This window comes from Ensifer sp. GW821-FHT05G01 (genome assembly GCF_059419585.1).
Window position 1 is genome coordinate 189,494 of sequence record NZ_JBWKSC010000013.1, and the last position, 21,878, is coordinate 211,371.

Here is a 21,878-nt window from a genome sequence, read left to right on the forward strand (position 1 = left end):
CAGATCGGTGACGAAAAGGAAATACCCATGGCAACGACACCCCGAAGACCAGCAAATCCGAAAGATGCAGCCGAGGCTCTGTTCAAGCCGGCAAAGAAAGTGGCAGCGCCCGCGGTCGAAAGACCTGCGCTCCCGAATGCCAAGGAACTCGTTTCGCTCAAGATCGACAGCGATGTGCTGGCGCATTTCCAGGCGGACGGACCCGGCTGGCAAGACCGCATCAACGATACCTTGCGCGCCGCCATGAAATCGTCGGCGTGATCGTCCTCGCCAGACGCAGCAGGCATTCACGCCGTTGAGTGGCCTGGAGAGGCGGAAGCGGCTGTTGTCCAGGGATATCAAAGGGTGTGTCTTGTCGAAGGAGAAGACTTCGACAGAATGGCCGAAGGATTGATTCGGCCCTTCCCGCATCCACCCTCCGTTCCACGTTCGGCGCCGACAAAGGCGAAAAGGCGCCGTTTAGGCACGTGGGCAGGCGGTGCCCGAGATCGCCGTGACAGCAAGGCCACAGTCGATTGCGCTCGATGCGCATGAAATGTCCCCCTGCCCTTTACAAAGCGGATTAGGCGTGAACTCATTCGCGTTTGGAGGAATGGAGGAGCATGGCAGCGATGCCATCGAAATTCCATGGTTTCACATTCGGAACATGTTCGCGAAATCGAGCGGGTAGGACAAGGTCTGGCAACCGGCCGCGATGAGGTCGTCGTCAAATCGTGGCTGCGGTGTCTCGATCAGCATAAGCTGGATCCGGCGCAGACTTGCGAAGCCTATATCCTGCCCGAGCTTCGCCTGCGTGAGCATCGGCAGGAGGCCGAAGACCTTATCAGGATCGCGCGCTCTGGTCTTGAAAACCTCTACAATCAGGTCGCCGGACAGAACTACGTTCTGTTGCTTTCCGATCGGAAAGGCGTGACGGTCGAGTTTCTGGGCGATCCCTCCTTCGACAACAACCTGCGACGAGCCGGTCTCTATCTCGGATCGGATTGGGCGGAGGCGCGCGCGGGCACGTGCGCGGTCGGAGCCTGCCTGGAAACCGGCGAAGCGCTGACGATCCACCAGAGCGACCATTTCGATACGACGCATACTCCGCTCTCCTGCACCGCCGCGCCGATCTACGATACCGAAGGAGGGCTTTCGGCCGTCCTCGACATTTCGCTGCTCAGTTCCCCGATCCTGAAGGCGAGCCAGAACCTTGCACGGCACCTCGTCGCCGCCACCGTGCGGCGGATCGAACTCGCCAACCTGATGGCGCGCACGCGCCATGAGTGGGTGCTACGATTTGCCCGCTCGCCGGAGTTCCTCGACGTCGATCCCGAGGCTGCGATCTCGATAGACGGGCGCGGCCTCATCATCGGCATGACCCATGGGGGCGCCCGCATCCTTGCGTGCGCGGCTGGGCTCGACTGGCGTGACCCGCAGAATCTCATCGGGCAGCCGATCTCCCGCTTCTTCGATATCGGCGTCGACGGCCTGGTTGATTTGACGCGCCGCAGACCGACGGAGGAGCGGCTTTTGACCGCCCGTGACGGAAACGCGCTCTTTGCCCATGCGATCGAACCGCAGTTTCCTGTTGGTAGGTCAGCCGGCAAGATGGCAACTCTTTCGGCTACGCGCCGGCTCGGCGGCAATGTGCCAGTGATTGCCGCCCTTGAGGACCGGATCGCCAAGCTGGCGCCAACTGCGCTACCAGTCCTTATTCAGGGCGAGACCGGTTCGGGCAAGGAGCACCTCGCGCGGGCCATCCACGACAGCAGCGGTCTCAAGGGCAAGTTCGTTGCGATCAACTGCGCAGCGTTGCCCGAACACCTTATCGAGAGCGAACTCTTCGGATATCTGCCCGGCGCTTTTACCGGCGCATCACCCAAGGGGCGCAATGGGCTGATAGAACAGGCGGATGGCGGAACCCTGTTCCTCGATGAGATCGGCGACATGCCCCTGGTCTTGCAGACCAGATTGCTGCGGGTCCTGGCGGAACGGGAAATCCTGCCGCTGGGTGGGGTGGAACCGAAACCGGTTAGCCTGCGCATTGTCTCGGCGACACACCGGCCGTTGCAGCAGCTTGTGCAGGAGGGACGGTTCCGTGAAGACCTGTTCTATCGCCTGAATGCCGCTGTGTTCCTTATGCCGCCGCTTCGCGACCGGCCGGATTTCGAATGGTTGCTTGCAGCACTGCTCGATAGGCACAGGAGCGAAGGGCGACCTTTACACGTTTCTTCCGACGCACTGGCCGCACTGAAAGCCCATGGCTGGCCCGGCAATATCCGCGAACTGGACAACGTCCTGGCTGTCGCGGCTGCCGTTTGCGACGAAAACCGGATCGAGCTCGCCGACCTGCCAGAGCATCTCATAGCCGCGCTGACGAACAAGACGGAGGGGCCGCCCCCAAGCGGACAGTCCGACGACGGCGCGTCGCTCCAGATCGTGCTCTCATCCTGTGGTTGGAACATTTCCGAAGCGGCCCGACGCCTGGGTGTCGATCGCTCCACCGTTCACCGCCAGATCAAGCGGCACGGGCTGCGCGCCAAGCACTAGCACGCAACAGGTGTGGTGCCACACCTGTTGCAGCCGCTCAGGTGACCAACTTCAACAAACGCCCTTAAGTTACTGATTACAAGATTCAATCACCCCTGAGCGAATTCTGGCACGTGCCTTGCTCCGTATTGTCGCAACAAAGACAGAACGGAGGAAACATGCGCGCACTCAGATTTCATGCAGCCAGGGATTTGCGGCTTGAACAGATCTCGCCACCCGATCGCAAGCCCGCGGCGGGTCAGGTCCTCATCCGCAACCGGTTTGTCGGCATCTGCGGCACTGACCTGCACGAATACGCCTATGGCCCGATCTTTATTCCCAAGGAGCCGCATCCCTATACCGGCGCCCATGGCCCGCAAATCCTCGGGCACGAGTTCGGTGGCGTCGTCGAAGGGGTCGGCGACTGCGTCAGCACCGTCGCAGTTGGAGACAGGGTCTCGGTTCAGCCCCTGATCATGCCGCGCGCCGGCGACTACTTTGCCGATCGCGGGCTCTATCACCTGAGCACGGATCTCGCGCTCGCGGGGCTCAGCTGGCACTGGGGCGGGATGGCGGAATATGCCACGCTCAACGACTACAACGTCCAGAAAATCCCGGATGCCATGAGTGACGAGGAGGCCGCCCTCGTCGAACCGACCGCGGTTGCCGTCTATGCCTGCGATCGCGGTGGCGTGACGGCAGGAAGCAGCGTGCTCATCACCGGTGCAGGGCCGATCGGAATCCTGACGCTGCTGGCTGCAAGGGCAGCCGGTGCCGCCCAACTCTTCGTTTCCGACATCAACGATGCGCGGCTCGCCTTCGCCAAATCGATCCTGCCGGATCTCATTACGATCAATCCCGAGCGGGACGGGCCCGGCGACGTCGTTCGCTCCATGTCGGAAGGCAATGTCGGCTGCGATGTCGCGATCGAATGCGTCGGCAATGAACATGCGCTGAAGGCCTGCGTCGATGCTGTGCGCAAACAGGGCGTCGTCGTGCAGACGGGCCTGCATCCGCACGAGAACCCGCTCGACTGGTTCCAGGTCACCTTCAAGGACATCGACCTGCGTGGTTCCTGGGCTTACCCGACCCATTACTGGCCACGCGTCATCCGGCTGATCGCATCGGGTCTGCTGCCCGCGAGCAAGGTCGTGACGAACACCATCACCCTTGATCAGGCCGTTGCCCAGGGTTTCGACGCCCTGCTGGATCCGGCCGGAAAGCAGCTGAAGATCCTGATCGACCTTTCAAAATGAACCATAGCTGCGCTGGGGAAGGAGGAGCCGCCCCGGCGTTGCCACCTGATATTCGAGCAAAACGGAGGAGATACCATGCTTGAAGACAGCCCCAACACGAAGATAGACACAGCCCTGGCCAAACTCGGCAAGACGCTGGAGCGCGGAGACATCGAAGCGGCGGTCAACCTGTTCCAGGCGGACTGCTACTGGCGCGATCTGGTCACGTTCACCTGGAACCTGCGCACGATGGAGGGCCAGGATCAGATCCGCGACATGCTGACAAACCAGTTGAAGACGATCAAACCATCGCGCTTCCGCCAGGATGAGAAAGAAGTTGCGACGGACGGTGACGGCGTCACGCAAGGCTGGTTCGAATTTGAGACCGATGTTGCCCGTGGCTATGGCCATATCCGTCTGAAGAACGGCTTGATCTGGACGCTGTTGACCACGATGAGCGAGATCAAGGGACATGAAGAGCCCAAGGGTCTGAAGCGACCGATGGGGGCGGAACACGGCCACGACCCCAATCGCAAGACATGGAGTGAAAAACGCCAGGAGGAAGCAGCGCGCCTCGGCTACGAGACACAGCCCTATGTCGTCATCATCGGCGGGGGCCAGGGCGGCATTGCACTTGGCGCCCGCCTGCGCCAGCTCGGCGTGCCGACGATCATCATCGAGAAGAACGAACGCCCCGGCGACAGCTGGCGCAAGCGATACAAGTCGCTCTGCCTGCATGACCCCGTCTGGTACGACCACCTGCCCTACATCCCCTTCCCGGAGAATTGGCCAGTCTTTGCGCCGAAGGACAAGATCGGCGACTGGCTGGAGATGTACACCAAGGTGATGGAGCTCAACTACTGGAACTCGACCACCTGCAAATCCGCCGCCTATGACGAGGACAAGCAGGAGTGGACCGTCGTTGTCGAGCGTGACGGCAAGGAGGTGGTGCTGAGGCCAAAACAGCTTGTGCTGGCCACGGGCATGTCGGGGAAGGCCAACATTCCCAAGTTTAAGGGACAGGAGACCTTCAGGGGCGAACAGCAGCATTCCTCGCAACATCCCGGGCCAGACGCTTACAAGGGAAAGAAGGTGGTCGTGGTTGGGGCCAACAACTCGGCCCACGACATCTGCGCCGCGCTGTGGGAGGCCGGCGCCGACGTCACCATGGTCCAGCGTTCCTCGACCCACATCGTGCGGTCGGATTCACTGATGGAGATTGGGCTCGGCGACCTCTACTCCGAGCGCGCCGTCGCCGCCGGTATGACGACACGCAAGGCCGACCTCATCTTTGCCTCGCTGCCCTATAAAATCATGCACGAGTTCCAGATCCCGCTCTACGACAAGATGCGCGAGCGCGATGCCAGGTTCTATTCGGACCTCGAAAAGGCCGGCTTCATGCTCGACTGGGGCGCCGACGGCTCCGGCCTGTTCATGAAATACCTGCGCCGCGGCTCCGGATACTACATCGATGTCGGCGCATGCGACCTCATCATCGACGGCTCGATCAAGCTGAAATCCGGCGCTGACGTCGATCACCTGACCGAAACGTCGGTTGTGCTCAAGGACGGCACCGAACTGCCGGCGGATCTCGTCGTCTACGCCACTGGCTACGGCTCGATGAATGGCTGGGCGGCCGATCTCATCAGCCGTGAGGTGGCCGAAAAGGTCGGAAAATGCTGGGGGTTGGGCTCCGACACGCCAAAGGACCCCGGGCCCTGGGAAGGCGAACAACGCAACATGTGGAAGCCGACACAGCAGGAGGCTCTCTGGTTTCATGGCGGCAACCTGCATCAGTCGCGGCACTATTCGCAGTATCTTTCGCTGCAACTGAAGGCCCGCCAGGCCGGCATCGAAACGCCGGTCTACGGCTTGCAGGAGAGCCATCACCGCGGCTGACGTCTTGAGGGCTGGCCGGAGCCGGGTATCCGGCCAGTCTCGTCATAGAGCTCGCGCCCCATGACCTGCAGGCGGGCTCTGGCATTTTCAGCTCAATGGAAAGCCCATTGCCGAAACCAGCCTGAGCCACGGCTTGCGCCATCCGCCTTTTCGGTCAGCGGTATCGAGCGCATACATCGTGACCTGCGCCCCAAGCCAGCGAAAGGGCTCGGGCGGCACGACGTTGGGCAGTTGTGTCGCAAAATCCAATCTGCTCTCCGAAGTCTTCGAGCCGTCGAGAATGTCGAGCGCGATGCGCGCGCCGAACCGCGAAGCCGAGACCCCGAAGCCCGAATAGCCGCCGGCATAGACGACCTTGCCTGAGTGATACCTCTGGAAGTGCACCGCCATGCGCGTGCTGAGATCGATCGGGCCGCTCCAGGCGTGAGTGAACCGGAGACCCTGCAATTGCGGGAACGTGTCGAAGAAGGCATCGGCGAGCGGTTCGTAGGTCTGGACGTCGCTATCGACGCCCGGCGACGTCGTGCCCGCAAACGCGTAGCCGAGCCTCCCACCGAAGATGATGCGGTTATCCTTCGTCAGGCGCATGTAGTTCATCTGGGTCCGGGTGTCGTAGACACCCTGCCGGTTGTTCCAGCCGATCGACGCCATCTGCTGTTCGCACAACGGCTCGGTGGCAAGCACCCGATCCCGGATGGCGACGACACGGCGCCTGATGCCACGATGGCCGGAAGCAAACGCGTTGGTGGCCAGAAGCACCTTCGGTGCGGTCACCGAGCCAAAGGGCGTCTTGACCTCGATCTTGGCGCCGGCCTCGTCAAGCGTCAGCAATTCCGTACCCTCGAAGATTTCGACGCCGAGAGAAAGGGCAGTTCGTTTCAAACCCCAGGCGAGCAAGGCCGGATGGACCGTCCCACTGATATCCTTCGACCAGATGCCGGCCTTGTATCGCGGCGACCCGATCTGCGCCTGGACCGCGTCTTGATCGAGAAACACGGCCTGATGACCATATTGAAGGTGCAGTTCGTGCTCCCTGTGCAGGGCATCAATATGATCTGCGCCCACCGCGACCGTCAGTTCGCCGCCCCACTCCGCGTGGCAGTCGATGCCATGGTCGGAGAGGGTTTGCATGAAACCATGCATGTTCTCCTTACCGAGCCGCTCCAGCTCGGCAATGTCGTTGGGAAACACGCGCACCGCATTGGACAGGCCGTGCATCACCGACGTAGAGACGACGCCGCCCGGGCGCCCGGAAGCACCGTTGGCGACGGTGCCTTTTTCGATCAGCACCACATCGAGATCCGGCTGGGCCTGCTTGGCCTGGATCGCCCCCCAGAGGCCGGTGAAGCCGCCACCGACGATCAGCAAGTCAGCTTTCCGATGGGCCGTCAGCGGCGGCAGCGCTTCGGGCGCATCCGGCCGATCCAGCCAGAACGGCGACATCGTCACGTCGGCAAGCGAGATCACCGACGATCGTTGCGTTGGGTGTGCCATGGGGTCACCCGTCGGTCTTTGCGGTGTGCAAGACGTAGACTTTGCGCATCGTCTCGAGCACCTCGAACCGAACCTCCACCCCCTTCGGCAGGACGTAGCTTTCGCCCGCTTGAAACGTTTGCACCGATCCGTCCGGGCTGGTGATCGCGACCTTGCCGGAAAGGATTACGCTGTACTCCACCCCATCGGGATAGGAGAGCATTTCAGCGTAGGGCGTCGATTGCCATGTGCCGACGACGATCGAACCGTCAGCGCTTTCGAAATGAACATCGCCCATTTCGTCGGCAAAACCCGAAAGGATCGCCTCGACCGGTACGACGCTGCACTTTTCCAGCTCGCGCAGCCCGACACCGTTGCGATCAATTTTCATTACCTTGGTCATATATGCTCCTGTATGCATGGTCAGCTTTCGGCGGGACACGAGGCTACCGGGTCCCGCCGGGTGTGTTTGGCGAGGCTATTTCGCCCGATAGACTTCCGTTCCCGCGACATAGGTCGCCTCGACATGCCGCTTTCGGATCGACCGATCGACGGGGTCTGGCAGCTTGGCGTCGAGTACGACGAAATCAGCCCATTTGCCCGTGGAGATCGACCCGATCTGGTCGGCCCACGGTGTCATGTTGGCGCCGGCCTGGGTGTAAGCAAACAGTGCCTCGTCGAAAGTGACGGCCTGCTCGGGATGCCACGGGCCGTCGCCGAGCCCGAAGGGGCTTTCGCGGAAGACGGCATCGTTGATCTGGGTCAGCGGGCTTAGCGGCGAGGTCGCCCAGTCGGATCCGAACACGACCGGAACCTTGTGCTGAAGCATCGACTTCCAGACATAGGCGTGGGACTCACGCTCATGGCCGACCCGTTCGGTGATGTATTTTCCGATCGTGCCGGTGGCATGATTCGGCTGCATCGATGCCACGATGCCAAGCGTCTTGAACCGCTCGATATCCGAGGGATTGATGATCTCGATATGCTCGACGCGGTTCGGATACTTGGCGTGTGATTGTGCCTTTTCGAATGCGTTCAGCGTCATCTGGACGCCGGCATCGCCGATCGCGTGAACGGCCGTCGGGAAGCCGTTTTCATTGGCAGCCTTGATCAGAGCGCTCAGATCCGCCTCCGACTGGAACGGCTCACCCTTCCACCCCGTGCGGTCCGAGTAGTTTTCCAGCATATAGGCCGTGTGGGTCGACAGCACGCCGTCGACGACCGACTTGGCATATCCGACCGTCAGAAGCGGACCCTTGACCTTCGTCTCACCGCTGGCAGCGACACGACTGTCGACGGCTTCACGATCCTCTGCCGCCGCCGCGATGTTGGCGGCCTTGTCTTCGAAGAAGCCGTACCAGACCCGGAGTGACAGGGACTTGTCCTCGACGAGTTTCAGATAATCGTAGACGGCGGCAATGGACGACATGTCGTGAACGCCGGTCAGGCCGACGCTGTTGGCAAACTTCACGGTCTGCAGCAGCGCTTCGGCACGTTCCTTGTCGGAATAGGCCGGCTTCTTGTTGGTGACGAGGTCGCCGGCACCTTCGAGCAGGATCCCGGTTGGTTCACCGGTCTTGGCGTCGACGACGATCTCGCCACCGGCCGGCACCTCGGATTTGACCGTGACACCGGCGATTTCCAGTGCCTTGCTGTTCACCCAGATCGAGTGGAAATCGATATCGCGCAGAACGACGGGGCGATCCTTGACCACGGCATCGATGTCTTCCTTCGTCGGAAGCTTGCCTTCCTTCAGCGTATAGTCCCAGCCTCCTCCGGTGATCCACACGCCTGGCGGCAGACGTTCATCCGCCTCCTTGATCTTCTTCAGCCACGTTTCCTTGTCAGGGATGTAGGAGAGGTCGACACCGGTGACATAGTCCGTGCCGCTTGTCAGATGCGTATGCCCGTCGATGAAGCCGGGCGTAACCGTCTTGCCGCCAAGGTCGAGCACAGTGGTCTTGCCGTCGGCGAGCGCCTGGATCTCGGCGGTGGTGCCGACTGCCACGAACTTTCCGTTCTCGACCGCGAAGGCTTCGGCGCGCGGCGTGTTCGGATCGACGGTCCGCACGTCGCCGTTGACGGCGATAAGATCGGCGGCCGCGTTGGCAACCGTAGAAGATGCCCCGGCCGCTAGCGCGGCGAGCATGGTGCCAGCCAGAAGCTGGTGCAGCAGAACCCTTGTTTTCTTGATGCGCACGTCTTTCCCTCCCGAAGTCCGAACAGATGAAGCGGATGCAGGGAGTAAGCGGCAATGCGGCCGGAAGCGGAATACTCCAAAGGGCTAGGTCCGCTGATCGGCGACCGCGGCAAACATCCGTCATCAGCCAGTAACAGGCCGCGGCCGTCTCTTGCGGCCATTTTCAAACTGACCTACGCTCGCGCGAGGGAGGACGCAGGCATGAACGGGAGTATCGCGACGAGCGAGCCAGGCGCAGTGACGCAGTCGCCTGCGATCAATGAACTGGCGATGTCACTGATCGGCAATATCGGTCGAATGGATTTCCAGGAACGCCTGGCCGAAGCGCTGAAGCAGCATGTTTCTGTGGATGCGGGGCTGATCCTGCTCTATCGGGGTGAGAGCGCGCCGAAGATACTCTTCAATGATTGGCAGACGCATCGCGGCCTGTCGGACATCCGGCATTACCTTCAAGGCCCCTACCGGCTAGATCCGTTCTATCAACTCGCGGTCGAGAACGAGGATGATGGGCTATATCGCCTGAGCCAGATCGCGCCTTCGTTCGACCGCACGCAATACTACCGCGAATACTACCAGCATTCCGGGCTTCACGACGAGTTCAACTTTATCGTCAGCCTCGACGATGCCTCGAAGATAGCGATCTCTCTCGGGCGCAAGCGGACGAGCATCGCCTTCAGCGTGCAGGAAGTGCAACTGCTTGAGAGCCTGGCACCGATCCTGCGGACGGCGGTCATCCGCCATTTCCGCGACCTCCGGCCCGAGACGCTTGATGGCGAGGGCTCAGCGTTGCAGAAGGCGCTTGCCCAGGCGATTGGCAATTTCGGCCGCAGCATCCTGACGGAGCGCGAATGCCAGGTCGCTCAACTCGTGTTGCGCGGCTACTCAGTCAAGGGTGCTGCAACGCAGCTCGGCATCTCGCCGGCGACGGTGAAGCTGCATCGGCGCAACCTCTACTCGAAGCTCGACATAACGTCACAGACGGCACTGTTTGCGTTGTTCATTGACGCCGTCTCGTCGGCGAAGAACGTCTATGAAGACCCGCTGTCGGGCTACCTCGCCAAGCGCGGGCAGCTGACGGGCGAGCTCGCCTGCAACTGACAGGGGTCTGTTGCAGGCTACCGAACTCTTGTGGCCTTGAAGCGCTCGGGCGCCTATACGGCCAGGCTGCTCTTTGTCGAGGGCCTGGACACGATGCGTGACGCCACCAGGCCGAAGACGACGACGCCAAGGATGATCGTCGAGATGGCGTTGACCTCAGGGGTCACCCCGAACTTGATCTGCGAATAGATCTTCATCGGCAGTGTCGAGGCCCCGGGACCTGTCGTGAAACTCGATATCACCAGGTCATCAAGCGAGAGCGTGAACGACAGCAACCAGGCCGAAACGAAGGCCGGAGCCATGTTCGGCACTGCCACCTTCATGAATGCCAGGAATGGCGGACAGCCGAGATCTCTTGCTGCTTCCTCCAGCGACGGGTCGAGTTCGACCAGCCGGGACTGCATCACCACGGCCGCAAAACACATGGTGAAGGTGGCATGGGCAAGCGTGATCGTCACCGGGCCGCGATCGATGCCCAATGTCACGAACATCAGCAGCATCGACACGCCCATCACCACCTCCGGCATCACCATCGGCGCCACCAGCATGCCGTTGAAGATATGGTGCCCGCGGAAGCGGCGAACTCTTACCGCCACGATCGCTGCGAGCGATCCGAGCACGGTCGCAAACGTCGCCGAGATCGCCGCCACCAGAAAGCTGATCCTTGCGCCCTCGACGATCGACTGGTTGCTGATCGCGGCAGTGTACCATTGCGTGGAGAAGCCTCCCCAGACGGTGACCAGCCGCGAGGCGTTGAAGCTGTAGACGACCAGAACCACGATCGGCAGGTAGAGAAAGGCAAGCCCGGCACAGATGGAAAGCCGATTGAACCAGGATGGCTGAGACATAGTCGCTTCTCACTTAGAGGTTCGAGACAAACGTGTCTGAAACAGGACGATGGGGATCACCAGGATGACGAGAAGCAGCACCGTCACCGCCGACGCCACCGGCCAGTCCCGGTTGTTGAAGAACTCGATCCAGATCGTCCTGCCGATCATCTGGGTGTCCGCACCTCCCAGGAGATCCGGCACGACGAATTCGCCGATGACCGGGATGAAGACCAGCGCGGATCCGGCGGCAACGCCCCTGAGGCTGAGTGGAAAGGTGACGCGCCAGAACGCCGACAGGCGCGAACATCCAAGGTCGCGCGCCGCCTCGATCAGGGTGCGGTCGCTGGCACTGAGGTTGGCGTAGATCGGCAGCACCATGAATGGCAGATAGGTGTAGACGATGCCGATATAGATCGCGGTCTCGGTGTTCATGATCCGCAGCGGTTCGGAAATGACGCCGAGGTTTAGGAGCAGCGAATTCAGTAGCCCGTCGTTGCGCAGGATGCTCATCCAGGCATAGACGCGGATCAGCATCGAACTCCAGAACGGCACGATCACGAGGAAGATGAGGAACGAGCGCGACCGAGGCGAGCAACTTGCAATGCCGTAGGCCAGCGGATAGGCGATCGCCAACATCAGCGCGGTCGAAATCGCCGCCACTTTCAGGCTGGTGAGGTAGGCGAGCAAATAGGTATTCTCACCCAGGACGAAGATGAAGTTCTCAAGATTGAGCCTGATGCTGAGCAGCGATCCCTGCCACGCATAGAGCGGCTCATAGGGCGGCATGCCGAGGCGAATCGACGAGAGGCTGATCGCCAGCACGAGCAGAAAGGGCATGAGGAAAAAGACGGCGAGCCAGCCATAGGGGACGAACACCAGTGCGCGTCGGCCCAGATCGGGTTTTGATTGCATCATGTCGTTCCCTAGTCGGCCAGCAGACGGGCGGCCTGCGGCATCCATGAGGCAAACACGGTGTCGCCGACCGACAGATCGTCCTCCGCGCCCAGGTTGACGCGCAACGCGTCCAGTGTTGCCCCGCTCTTGAGGCGAACCCGGTAGTGCCGTCCCGATCCAGCGTAGCTGAACTGTTCGATAACGCCCTCAAGACCGCTGCCCTGCCTGGCGAGCTCGACCCTCTCCGGCCGCACCGACACCCAGAAGCGCCCATTGGTGGAGACATGGTCCGCGGCGGTGGCAAACACCGGACCGCCCGCCTCCGCACTTTCGACGGCCAGTTCGCTGCCCGAACGGGTGGTAGCACCACCTTCGAACACGTTGGCCTCACCGAGGAATTTCGCGACATAGCGGGAAACCGGAGTTTCGTAGACTTCGGCAGGCGATCCGATCTGCAACACCTTGCCCTGCCGCATGATCGCGATACGCGATGATACGGTCATTGCCTCATGCTGGTCGTGGGTGACGATGATGAACGTCAACCCCAGCTCGCGCTGAAGTCTGACCAACTCATGCTGGGTCTCCGTGCGCAGGTTCTTGTCGAGCGCGCCGAGCGGCTCGTCCAACAACAGCACTTTAGGCCGCTTGACCAATGCTCGCGCCAAGGCGACGCGTTGCCTTTGCCCGCCGGACAGCTGTTGCGGCTTGCGATCGAGCAACGCGGTCAGTTGCAGCTTTTCGGCGACTTCGCTGACGCGCTGCCGGATCTCGGCCCTTGCCAGCCGATCCTGCTCAAGGCCGAAGGCAATGTTCTTGCCCACCGTCAAATGCGGAAACAGGGCGTAGGACTGGAACATCATGTTGGTTGGCCGGCGATGAGCCGGAACGTCCGTCACCTCTTCCCCATCAAGCCGGACGGCACCGGATGTCGGCGTCTCGAAGCCGGCGATCATGCGCAGCAAGGTCGACTTGCCGCATCCGGATGGACCAAGAAGCGAGAAGAATTCCCCCCTCGCGATGCCGATCGAAACGTCGTCAACGGCAGTGAAGAAGCCGAAAGATTTGGAGAGGTTCTCGATTGATACGTAGGATTGCAATGCGAATGTCCTTCTGCTTCCGCTTCTCAGGCGACGTGCTCAGCTGCCGGCCCTGAAGGCCGTCCATACCCGTGTCCGTTCGCGCGCCTGGCGCGGCGGCAGCGACTTGTCAACGAAGAGCTTGGCGCGGACTTCGGCAGGCGGATAGACGTTCGGGTCGGTGCGGATCGCCTCGTCGACGAGAGGTGTCGCTGCGGCGTTGGCATTCGCGTAGAACACGTGATTGCTGATGTCGGCGACGGTCTTCGGTTCGAGAACGTAGTCGATGAAGGCCAGGGCCTGCTCGGGATCAGGCGCATCCGCAGGCACGGCCATCGTATCGAAGGAAATGATCGTGCCTTCCTTCGGGATCGAGTAGGCGACCGCGACACCATTGTTGGCTTCGTCCGCACGTGCCGCGGCGATGCCCGCGTCGCCGCTCCACATCATCGCCAGGCACAGCTGGCCGGATGCCATGTCTGCCACCAGCTGGCCGCTCTGCATGTGCCGGATGTAAGGGCGCAACGTCAGAAGCAGATCCTTGGCCTTCTCGAGATCCTCTTGGCTAGTCGAATAGGGGTCGAGACCGAGATAGTTCAAAGCGATTGGGATCACTTCGTTCGGCGCATCGACGATGCCGATGCCGCAGTCTTGAAATTTCTGCGCCAGTTCCGGCTTGAAGAACAGGTCCAGGCTGTTCGTCGGCGCTTTGCCGACACGCTCTTCGACGAGCTTCGGATTGTAGGCGATCCCCGTCGTCAGCCACATGTACGGTACGAGATACTGATTGCCCGGGTCGTGTTCGGCAACGAACTTCAGGAGATCCTTGTCCAGGTTGTTATAGTTCTTGAGGCTGGACGGATCGATCGGCTTCAGCGCACCCGATTGGATAAGGCGCTCGCCGACAGTCGCGCTTGGAAAGGCCACGTCGAACCCGCTTCCGCCTGCCAGCAGACGCGTCTCCAGAACCTCCAGCGAATCGAAGAAATCCACACGGGCGTCCACGCCTGTTCGCTTGGCGAAGGTCGAAACCGTGTCTTCGGCGAAATAGTCGGAGAAATTGTAGATAAACAGCTTTTCGTCGGCCCTCGCGCTCTGCTGTCCATAGAGCAAGGCGATCGAGGCGATAGCAACCGAGTGCATCAGCGAACGGTACGAACCGGTCATGTTCCCTCCCAAGGCAGAATGGCCTTTGTTTCGGGAAAAACTGCTGGGGTAACCGGGAAGCGTCAACACTCCCTTTGGCTAGGCTGGGCGGCGGTCCTGCCGCCAGGCACAGGACCTCCAGCGCCAAAATGCTTCATGCTGGACGACGTCGGGATGATTGCGATCAGATCATTACCGCCATGTTTTCAGGCACATGAACCGAGAATAGGCGCATCCTCGGTTCGCCGCTTTTGCAGTCCTCAAGCTGGTCGCGTCTGTCCCACAACAGACCTCTTGTCACCCAACCGTCGATGGCGCGATTTCAGTGGCCCCGGCGTCGGTTTCAACCGCAGGCCGAAAATCAACGGCCGCAGATCCTCGCTGCCGGTGAAGAGGATGGCGCGGATCATCGTGCGGGCGGAAGAGGAAACGTCGGGCGACGTCGAGATAGCCGTCGTAAACCAGACCACCATTGACAGCGATGAGCGCATCCCTGTCTCGGCGGTAGAGCAGTGGTATCCTGTACCAGGGAACTCCGGGCCGCTTGTGATGCAGCACATGGAGATTGTTGTAGAGAAACAGGAGCCCGAACAATGGACTGTTTTCGACGATCGCCGTACGCTCGTCGTGGTGGTCGGCATAGCGATGCTCGGCATAGGAACGCAGCCTTGTGAGAGCCGCACCGACATAGACAAAACCGAAGCCGTAGAGCCACAGCGGCATGCCGCAAACTTCGATCACCCAGACGAGGATCGCGGCAACACCGATCGCATGCCGGATCCAGATCGCCGCCCGCCGGCGGTCACCGTTGAGCACGAGCGCCGCCTCCTGTGCCAGGAAGCTGGCGATCATGACGATGGGCCCGAGGGTCAACCGCCCGAGCAACGTAGTGTTCCAGTCTGCGAGCAACCGACCGGCGCCTCCCATGCGCTCCCAGGCTGCCTGGGTGAAATAGGACGATTCCGGATCCTCGATCGGATCGGTCAGGTGCTCGTCGCGGTGATGGGTCAAGTGCCCTGCGCGATAGATCGCATAGGGGAGCCAGAGGGACAGCGGCGGCCAGCCGACCGCATCATTGACGAAGCGGTTGCGGGTGGGATGCCCGTGAATGACTTCGTGCTGGAGCGATCCGTGCCAGGCGATCAGCCAGCCGCCGAGGCCGATCACGGCCATCACCGGCAGCGACTGCCAAAACCAGGTGAGAGCGAAAAATCCGCCATAGATGATGATCGCCAGCGCGACCGTCTGCCATTCGATACGGGAGATTGGGGAAATCGTGCGTTGCGGGGGAAGCGTATCGTCCGGCCTGTGCTTGATCATGAAACGGATTCCGGGGGAGTCAGCGAATGGATTGATGCGGCCAATATAAAATCCGGGCGCGGCACGCCGCGCCGCATCGCTTTGCAGTTAAACGAGAAAATGGAAAACCCGGTTGCGTAAACCGCGGTGACTGTAGAATATGCATTCTACGTACTTTGTAGAATACTGGCCTGTCGACAATCGAGGGCTTAAACGGGGTGCCCCTGTTGGGAACGGGTTTCGCAAAGTCTGTCGGCGCGCCCGGTGGAACACCTCCCGCCATCAGCGAAACGTTCCGCCCTGCCTCAGCCGATCACGGCGTAGCCCTGGCGTGCGGCATCGCGATCGAAATCCGCCAGCACCTCGTAGTCGTTATCGCCAAGCAGGCTGATGCCCTGCAGCGAGAGCGTGTCGCAGACATCGGCAAACGCCGGGTCGGCTATCGTTTCCGACAGGGCCTGGCGCAGGATCACCAGGTTCTCTGCCGGCGTCGACATGGCTGTGATGAAAGGCAGGCCCGGCCCCTTGGCCGTTTCCGCCAGGATGCGCAAACCGGCCACGCGATCGGGATCGAAGCGCAGGGTGTTGCCGAAAGTCACGCAGTCGATCGCCGCCACATCCGCCGCCCCGCGCGACACAGCGTCCATGCTTGCTCCGTGGCCGCCGGTCTCCAGCACGCTTGAGAAGAACCGGCCATCGACAGCGTGTGGCGCCACAAAGGCGCGAAACAGGTTGTATCCGGAATTGCTGCCGGGCTCGTTGATCGCCGCGCGCCCGCCCCTCAGATCCTCGAACGACGTTGCCGACGACTGAGCATTGACGACGATGAAACTGCATTTGAGCGGACCGTCACAGCCTGGGAGCCGATAGACGGGCGATGCGACCAGTTGCACCTTGCCGCGCAGATGCTGGACATAGGGATATCCGCAGGTCTGACCGAACAGCAGGTCCGGACGCATCCACGCCTCGTTGTAGCGGATTTCCTCGTCAAGCGCTTCCGGTGCCTCAAGCCCGTAGGCAAGGATGCGCTCGCTCAGCGCACGCCAGAAAAGCCGCGTCGCCTCCGCGACTGGCGGCGGGCTGGCATACATTGCGAGGCTGGCGAGAGACATGGCAGAACTCCGGAAAAGCACCTTAAAAACCCATGCAATGCATAGAATTAAACTGCAATGAAGTTTCTTCGGTGAAAGTTTGTGACAGCGCTTTTCGTCGCTGGCAAACGCATCCCTCGGGAAATCGGTAATGCGGCCGGATAGCCTGCTCATGTGAGCAGGCTATTGCTGTGAGCAGCATCACAGACTTCCGCCCTGACCGGCTATGCGACCAGATCAGGAAAGCGCCTGCACGGACTTGATCTTGTCGATGCCTCCGACGATTGGAGCAAACTCGTCCCAAACGCCGTGCGCGCCTTTCTGCCACTCGTCCAGTGCCTCCGGCTTCAGGACTTTTCCGCCGTTCTGAATGGCAAGCTCGATCGATTTTGCTTCGTCTTCGACAATCAACTGGTTGAAATAGGCCGCACCCTCCTTCGACGCCTGTTCAAAGACGGACTTCTGTTCGTCGTTGAGGCGGCTCCAGAAATCGGAGGAGTAATAGACGACGCCGGATGCCCAGATATGGCCGGTTTCGGTCAGATAAGGCACCACCTCATAGAGCTTGAAGCCTGCATAGGCCGACTTGGTGAGGTCCATGGCATCGGCGACGCCAGTTGCAAGTGCGTTGTAGGTCTCAGTGATCGGTATGCCGATCGGCGTCGTGCCGAAGGCGCTCCAGAGCTTGGTGTGAAGCGGGCTTTGAATGACCCGGATTCGCTTGCCCTGAAGCTGCTCGGGCTTTGTCACCGGCTCCTTGGTCAGCAGATGGCGGGCACCGTAGTTGATGAAGTCGGCGACCACGAAATTCTGAGACAGCAATTTCTGCTTGAGCTCGCCGCCTATCTCGCCGTCGACCGTCTTGCGGACATGATCGGCATCGCGAAAGAGAAACGGCAGGTCGAGCAGTTGCAGTTCCGGCGTCCAGCCGGACAGCGAAGACACCGTCGACAGGCTTGCCTGAACCGAACCGAGGCGAACACCCTCGGCGACTTCCTTTTCACCGCCGAGCGCGCCGCTCTTGACGATATTGAAGCGGAACTGTCCGGGCAGCTTGGCTTCGACCAGCTCGCTGATCTTCAGCCAGATCTTCGTCTCGGGCTTGTCGTCGCCGAAGAGCGAAGCGATCGTGATCGCCGTTGTGCGGGCATGGGCCGGACGCAGGACCGCGGGTGTGGCCAGAGCGGCTCCCGCAAGGGCAGTCGTCTTTAGGAAGGCACGTCTGTTGAAAGCGTTCATGACGAAGATCCTGTTGGTTAGAAAACAATTGCCCAGGCGCAAAGGATCGCGAGGGAGACAAGAAGAGCGCAGAGATACGGAACCACCGCCTTGAAGAGTGCGGGGGCCGGTATTGCCGTGACGCCGCTGACGACGAAGATCAGCATGCCGAGCGGCGGCGTCAGCCCATGGATCATCAGGTTGACGACGATGATGACGCCAAAGTGGATCGGATCGATGCCGGCTGCGACCGCCGCCGGCAGGAGGATCGGCCCGAAAAGCAGGATCGCTGCACCGATATCGAGCACCAGGCCAACGACCAGAAGAATGACGTTCGACAGCAGGAGCACAGCGAGCGCGCTGCCGCCGAGCAGCAGCGTCAGGTCGGACACCAAGCCGGCGACGTCGTCGACCGCAAGGAGGAAGGCAAAGGGGCCGGCTGTTCCGATCAGCAGGCCGATCGCGGCTGCTTCGGTCGCTGCCTGACGGAACGCCGCATAGAACGAACGGATTCCGAGCCGCGCGGCAAGTCCGAGAAACAGCGTGTAGAGCGCAGCCAGTGCCGCAGCTTCCGTTGTGGTGACGATGCCGAAGCGAATGCCGAGAACGACGATGATGCCCAGGCCGAAGGCGGGAATGGCCTGTCTGGCCGATTGCCAGCGTTGCGTGCCGGTCGCACGGGCTTGCGGCACCTGTTCGCGCACGGTCAGGTGGATCGCAACCGCAAGGCAGATCGCCATCAGGCCACCGGCGAAGAAGCCGCCGACAAGCAGGGAGCCGACCGAGAGGTTGGTTGCGGTCGCCAGAATCAGGAACGCGATCGATGGCGGGATGACATTGTCGAGCACCGACGTGGACGCGATAATGGCTGCGGCCTGTGCCGGCGGATAGCCATGTTTGACGAGCTCCGGCTGGAACGTTGAGGCACCGAAGGCAGCGTTGGCAACGGAAGAGCCCGAAGCGCCTGAGAAAAGCACGCTTGTCAGAAGCGTGGTCTGGGCGAGGCCCGCGCGCCGATGCCCGACGATAGAGGCAGCAAAACGGACAAGCTGGTTGGCGACGCCCGATGCGGTCAGCAAGCCGCCCGCCAGCAGGAAAAACGGTATCGCCAGAAGCAGAAACTTCGAGATCCCTGTTACCGTCGACGAAACGATCGCGGGTTCGGGCAGGCTGCTGCCAAAGGCGATGGCGACATAGGCGGCCGCAAGAAACGCATGCGGAAGGGGTGCCGCCAGAACCAGCCCAAAGGCCGCGACGAGGCCGAGCACGATGCTTGGAGGCCAGTCGACCTCGATCGCGACATGCGGAATCACCGCATAAATCGCAGCGCCGATAACAATGGAAAGCAGACCCTGTACGCCTCTCCCTTCGCCGACCCGCTGCAGGATCAAGACGAGGAAGATCAGCAAGCCGCCGCCACCGAGAAAGCCGAACCGAAACCATTCCGGCACGCCCAGCGTGGGCGAGACACCGCCGAGCATGCTCATGATCTCATGGCCGCCGAATGCCAGCACCAGCGCAGTGACGACCGTAAAGGCGTCGGCTCCAACTTGCGTTGCCGGATAGAGCCGCGACGGCAGCATCTTGGCAAAGACGTCCAGGCGCATGGCCAGCGCGCTATTGAGGCTCAACGGTGCGCCGATCGCAATCAGCGCGACATGCAGCCAGATGCCCAGGTCCTCAGCGCCAACAAGGCCGGTGTTGAAGAAGTAGCGCATGCAGACGCTCGAAAGAACGACGGCAAGCAAGACGGCGAGCACCGATGCGGCCGCGATGCCCAGGCTCGCTTCTATCCCCCTCAGTGTGCGCTGCGCCAGCAGGCGCCCAATGGAGGCCGGCTCGGTCGAGTGGATTTCGGTAATGGCCACGCAAACATACCTTTTGACGAGAGGCTCAAGCGCTCTTCACGGTGGACAGATCGCGGTCAAACAGGGTGGACCAGGTGAAGTTGCGCGCCGGTGCAACATCACGCTGAACATCAAGGCGCGGCAGGACCTTTTCGCCGAAGCGATAGGCCTCTTCGAGCAGTGGCATGCCTGACAGGATGAACGTCTCCACGCCGGCCTGCTGATAGGCTTCGAGCGTGCGAAGGACAGTGTCCGGTGAGCCGACGATCGCCGTGCCCGGTCCCGGTCTGACCAACCCGATGCCCGCCCAGAGATTGGGGGCGACTTCAAGATCGCGCAGATTATCCGGTTTGAGGCCACCATGCATTGCCGTCATGCGTTGCTGACCGACGGAATCGCTTTTGCCAACAAACCGTTGGTTGGCGGCAATCGCGGTGTCGTCCATGCGCGCGTAAAGATCGGCTGCCGCCTCCCAGGCTTGCTCATCGGTGTCACGCACGATGACGTAGAGGCGAATGCCATACTGGAGTTCACGCCCGTATTGGGCGGCACGGACCCTCACCGTCTCGATCTTGTGCCGGATCTGCTCCGGCGTCTCGCCCCAGGACAGATAGGTATCGACATGCTTGGCCGCGACATCGATCGCCTTGTCGGATGAGCCGCCGAACCACAGCGGCGGAGGGGCGATCGTTTCGCTGACGGGTAGCGCGAGCTTGGCGCCTTCGGTCGAAAAATACTTGCCCTTGTGGGTGACGCTTTCGCCGGCAAACAGTCTGTGCCAGAGCTGCAGATACTCATCCGCCATATCGTAACGCTCGTCATGCGGCAGCATCATCCCGTAGGCGCCGAGCATCTTGGCGTCGCCGGAGACCACGTTGATCAACAGGCGATCGCGCGAAAACTCCTGGAAGGTGGCGGCCATCTTGGCAAGCAGCGTTGGAGCGACCAGCCCGGGATGGATCGCGACCAGGAAACGCAGACGTTCGGTGTGGGAGAGCAGCGCGCTCGCCAGTACCCAGACGTCGTGAGCGCCAGTTGCAAACAGGGCGCCGGTATAGCCAAGATGGTCATAGGCTTGCGCCAGTTGCTTGTAGTAGCCGTAATCGACCTTGCGGGAACCCTCCGGCTGCCAGGGATAAGCGCCGTCGGGCGCGCACATATACCAGAATACGTTCACGTTAAGGTCCTCAATATGCTGTCTTCAAGGGTTGGCCGACCGTTATGGAATGATGGAAATGCCCATGACGGTGGAGCGTGTCGGCTTCCTCCTGCTGTTCGGCGAGAACGGCGCCATCGATCGGGCCGACCGCAAAATCGCGCGAGCGTACGACTCGCTCCCAAACATCGGCATCCGTCGCCGTGCGGTCATCCGCAGCGAGCAGGCGTGCTGCCGTCTTCGGGTCGTCGGCAATCTCCCTGCCGATACGGTTGAGCTCCATGGCGATGGCAGCGCGTTCGCCGGCGGAAAGCCCGGTTCGCCGCAGTGTCCAGAACAAGGAGCGGTTCGGGATCGCCGCGCCGCAGCGTACAAGCAGCCGCAGATCGGGTCGCCCGATAGCCTTTTCCAGCCGCGGTGACATTGCCACCCAGGCATCGACACGCCCCTCCAGCAACTCCGTCAGCGAATCCCGGGTGCCACTCTCGATCCGCTCGACGTCGGACAGAACAAGGCCCTTTCCTTCCAGACTGCGCGCGAGCAGATAGGTGTGAAAGGATCCGTCGATCAACGAAATCCGGCGACCAACAAGATCGGCGACGGATGAAATGTCGCTCGCCTCGCGAACGAAGATGGCGCCATTGGAAGGACGCGGAGCTGAGGCGGCGATGTATTCGACACCAAGGCCACGCGCATCAGCTTCAAGTGGCGGCGTCGATCCGGTACCGCCAAAATCGATGACGCCTTGTTCGATCAGCGCGGCGGTATCCCGCCCCTCGCCGTAAGGAACGAATACCGGATCGAGTTCAGCAAACGCGCCTGGCCACAGACGTGCCAAACGCAAATGCAGGTTGTTGGGGTGAACGCCAATCCTCATGACCATTCCAATCGAAGTCTTGCAGTGC

General features: G+C 61.3%; 18 protein-coding genes. 5 read left to right on the forward strand and 13 right to left on the reverse strand.

Translation table 11 applies throughout. The features are described from left to right. The first annotated feature begins 27 nt into the window (after positions 1-27). From AC07UR_RS27170 to AC07UR_RS27185, 4 genes are all read left to right on the forward strand, one after another. Complete coding sequence (locus AC07UR_RS27170) at positions 28-261, forward strand: BrnA antitoxin family protein (RefSeq protein ID WP_173422036.1); 234 nt, start codon at positions 28-30, stop codon at positions 259-261. 366 nt (positions 262-627) lie between these two features. Next, complete coding sequence (locus AC07UR_RS27175) at positions 628-2,532, forward strand: sigma-54-dependent Fis family transcriptional regulator (protein WP_209789878.1); 1,905 nt, start codon at positions 628-630, stop codon at positions 2,530-2,532. Positions 2,533-2,690: 158 nt separating this feature from the next. Continuing rightward, on the forward strand, positions 2,691-3,767 hold the full coding sequence (locus tag AC07UR_RS27180; RefSeq protein WP_209789879.1) for a 2,3-butanediol dehydrogenase: 1,077 nt from the start codon (positions 2,691-2,693) through the stop codon (positions 3,765-3,767). Positions 3,768-3,842: 75 nt separating this feature from the next. Beyond that, positions 3,843-5,645: an NAD(P)/FAD-dependent oxidoreductase gene (locus AC07UR_RS27185; protein WP_209789880.1), complete on the forward strand. Its 1,803-nt coding sequence runs from the start codon at positions 3,843-3,845 to the stop codon at positions 5,643-5,645. Between the two features lie 87 nt (positions 5,646-5,732). On the opposite strand, the gene AC07UR_RS27190 is transcribed toward AC07UR_RS27185, so the two are convergent. The 3 genes from AC07UR_RS27190 to AC07UR_RS27200 form a co-directional block, all read right to left on the reverse strand. Further along, positions 5,733-7,139 carry an NAD(P)/FAD-dependent oxidoreductase gene (locus tag AC07UR_RS27190; RefSeq protein WP_209789881.1) on the reverse strand — a complete coding sequence of 469 codons (1,407 nt, stop codon included), beginning with the start codon at positions 7,137-7,139 and terminating at the stop codon, positions 5,733-5,735. A gap of 4 nt (positions 7,140-7,143) precedes the next feature. Beyond that, positions 7,144-7,521: a cupin domain-containing protein gene (locus tag AC07UR_RS27195; protein WP_173422031.1), complete on the reverse strand. Its 378-nt coding sequence runs from the start codon at positions 7,519-7,521 to the stop codon at positions 7,144-7,146. A 75-nt stretch (positions 7,522-7,596) separates the two neighbouring features. Then, positions 7,597-9,318 (reverse strand): amidohydrolase, encoded by a 1,722-nt coding sequence (locus AC07UR_RS27200; protein ID WP_209789882.1) that lies wholly within the window; start codon positions 9,316-9,318, stop codon positions 7,597-7,599. Positions 9,319-9,519: 201 nt separating this feature from the next. Between AC07UR_RS27200 and AC07UR_RS27205 the strand changes: the two genes are divergently transcribed. Next, positions 9,520-10,416: a helix-turn-helix transcriptional regulator gene (locus tag AC07UR_RS27205; RefSeq protein ID WP_209789883.1), complete on the forward strand. Its 897-nt coding sequence runs from the start codon at positions 9,520-9,522 to the stop codon at positions 10,414-10,416. Between the two features lie 53 nt (positions 10,417-10,469). Here the strand turns inward: AC07UR_RS27205 and AC07UR_RS27210 are convergent, their stop codons facing one another. From AC07UR_RS27210 to AC07UR_RS27255, 10 genes are all read right to left on the reverse strand, one after another. Continuing rightward, entirely contained in the window at positions 10,470-11,264 is a 795-nt protein-coding gene (locus AC07UR_RS27210) for an ABC transporter permease (RefSeq protein ID WP_209789884.1), read from the reverse strand. A gap of 9 nt (positions 11,265-11,273) precedes the next feature. Continuing rightward, positions 11,274-12,161: an ABC transporter permease subunit gene (locus AC07UR_RS27215; protein ID WP_209789885.1), complete on the reverse strand. Its 888-nt coding sequence runs from the start codon at positions 12,159-12,161 to the stop codon at positions 11,274-11,276. Positions 12,162-12,169: 8 nt separating this feature from the next. Further along, the gene (locus AC07UR_RS27220) at positions 12,170-13,237 is read right to left on the reverse strand and encodes an ABC transporter ATP-binding protein (RefSeq protein ID WP_234941756.1); all 1,068 of its coding nucleotides are present in this window, start codon (positions 13,235-13,237) and stop codon (positions 12,170-12,172) included. A gap of 39 nt (positions 13,238-13,276) precedes the next feature. After that, positions 13,277-14,383 carry a polyamine ABC transporter substrate-binding protein gene (locus tag AC07UR_RS27225; protein WP_209789886.1) on the reverse strand — a complete coding sequence of 369 codons (1,107 nt, stop codon included), beginning with the start codon at positions 14,381-14,383 and terminating at the stop codon, positions 13,277-13,279. 276 nt (positions 14,384-14,659) lie between these two features. Next, positions 14,660-15,682 (reverse strand): fatty acid desaturase, encoded by a 1,023-nt coding sequence (locus AC07UR_RS27230; protein ID WP_173422027.1) that lies wholly within the window; start codon positions 15,680-15,682, stop codon positions 14,660-14,662. 284 nt (positions 15,683-15,966) lie between these two features. Continuing rightward, positions 15,967-16,773: a phosphate/phosphite/phosphonate ABC transporter substrate-binding protein gene (locus AC07UR_RS27235; RefSeq protein ID WP_173422026.1), complete on the reverse strand. Its 807-nt coding sequence runs from the start codon at positions 16,771-16,773 to the stop codon at positions 15,967-15,969. A gap of 216 nt (positions 16,774-16,989) precedes the next feature. Further along, on the reverse strand, positions 16,990-17,991 hold the full coding sequence (locus AC07UR_RS27240) for a TRAP transporter substrate-binding protein (RefSeq protein WP_209789887.1): 1,002 nt from the start codon (positions 17,989-17,991) through the stop codon (positions 16,990-16,992). A 17-nt stretch (positions 17,992-18,008) separates the two neighbouring features. Next, positions 18,009-19,838, reverse strand: coding sequence for a TRAP transporter large permease (locus tag AC07UR_RS27245; RefSeq protein ID WP_173422024.1), 1,830 nt, complete (start codon positions 19,836-19,838; stop codon positions 18,009-18,011). 25 nt (positions 19,839-19,863) lie between these two features. After that, positions 19,864-20,994 carry an LLM class flavin-dependent oxidoreductase gene (locus tag AC07UR_RS27250; protein WP_209789888.1) on the reverse strand — a complete coding sequence of 377 codons (1,131 nt, stop codon included), beginning with the start codon at positions 20,992-20,994 and terminating at the stop codon, positions 19,864-19,866. 10 nt (positions 20,995-21,004) lie between these two features. Beyond that, on the reverse strand, positions 21,005-21,850 hold the full coding sequence (locus tag AC07UR_RS27255; protein WP_209789889.1) for an ABC transporter substrate-binding protein: 846 nt from the start codon (positions 21,848-21,850) through the stop codon (positions 21,005-21,007). Positions 21,851-21,878: the final 28 nt, after the last annotated feature.

Coding starts and splice junctions, on each gene's coding strand:
- AC07UR_RS27170 (WP_173422036.1), top strand. CDS start 28: ATGGCAACGACACCCCGAAGACCAGCAAATCCGAAAGATGCAGCCGAG.
- AC07UR_RS27175 (WP_209789878.1), top strand. CDS start 628: ATGGTTTCACATTCGGAACATGTTCGCGAAATCGAGCGGGTAGGACAA.
- AC07UR_RS27180 (WP_209789879.1), top strand. CDS start 2,691: ATGCGCGCACTCAGATTTCATGCAGCCAGGGATTTGCGGCTTGAACAG.
- AC07UR_RS27185 (WP_209789880.1), top strand. CDS start 3,843: ATGCTTGAAGACAGCCCCAACACGAAGATAGACACAGCCCTGGCCAAA.
- AC07UR_RS27190 (WP_209789881.1), bottom strand. CDS start 7,139: ATGGCACACCCAACGCAACGATCGTCGGTGATCTCGCTTGCCGACGTG.
- AC07UR_RS27195 (WP_173422031.1), bottom strand. CDS start 7,521: ATGACCAAGGTAATGAAAATTGATCGCAACGGTGTCGGGCTGCGCGAG.
- AC07UR_RS27205 (WP_209789883.1), top strand. CDS start 9,520: ATGAACGGGAGTATCGCGACGAGCGAGCCAGGCGCAGTGACGCAGTCG.
- AC07UR_RS27210 (WP_209789884.1), bottom strand. CDS start 11,264: ATGTCTCAGCCATCCTGGTTCAATCGGCTTTCCATCTGTGCCGGGCTT.
- AC07UR_RS27215 (WP_209789885.1), bottom strand. CDS start 12,161: ATGATGCAATCAAAACCCGATCTGGGCCGACGCGCACTGGTGTTCGTC.
- AC07UR_RS27225 (WP_209789886.1), bottom strand. CDS start 14,383: ATGACCGGTTCGTACCGTTCGCTGATGCACTCGGTTGCTATCGCCTCG.
- AC07UR_RS27230 (WP_173422027.1), bottom strand. CDS start 15,682: ATGATCAAGCACAGGCCGGACGATACGCTTCCCCCGCAACGCACGATT.
- AC07UR_RS27235 (WP_173422026.1), bottom strand. CDS start 16,773: ATGTCTCTCGCCAGCCTCGCAATGTATGCCAGCCCGCCGCCAGTCGCG.
- AC07UR_RS27240 (WP_209789887.1), bottom strand. CDS start 17,991: ATGAACGCTTTCAACAGACGTGCCTTCCTAAAGACGACTGCCCTTGCG.
- AC07UR_RS27255 (WP_209789889.1), bottom strand. CDS start 21,850: ATGAGGATTGGCGTTCACCCCAACAACCTGCATTTGCGTTTGGCACGT.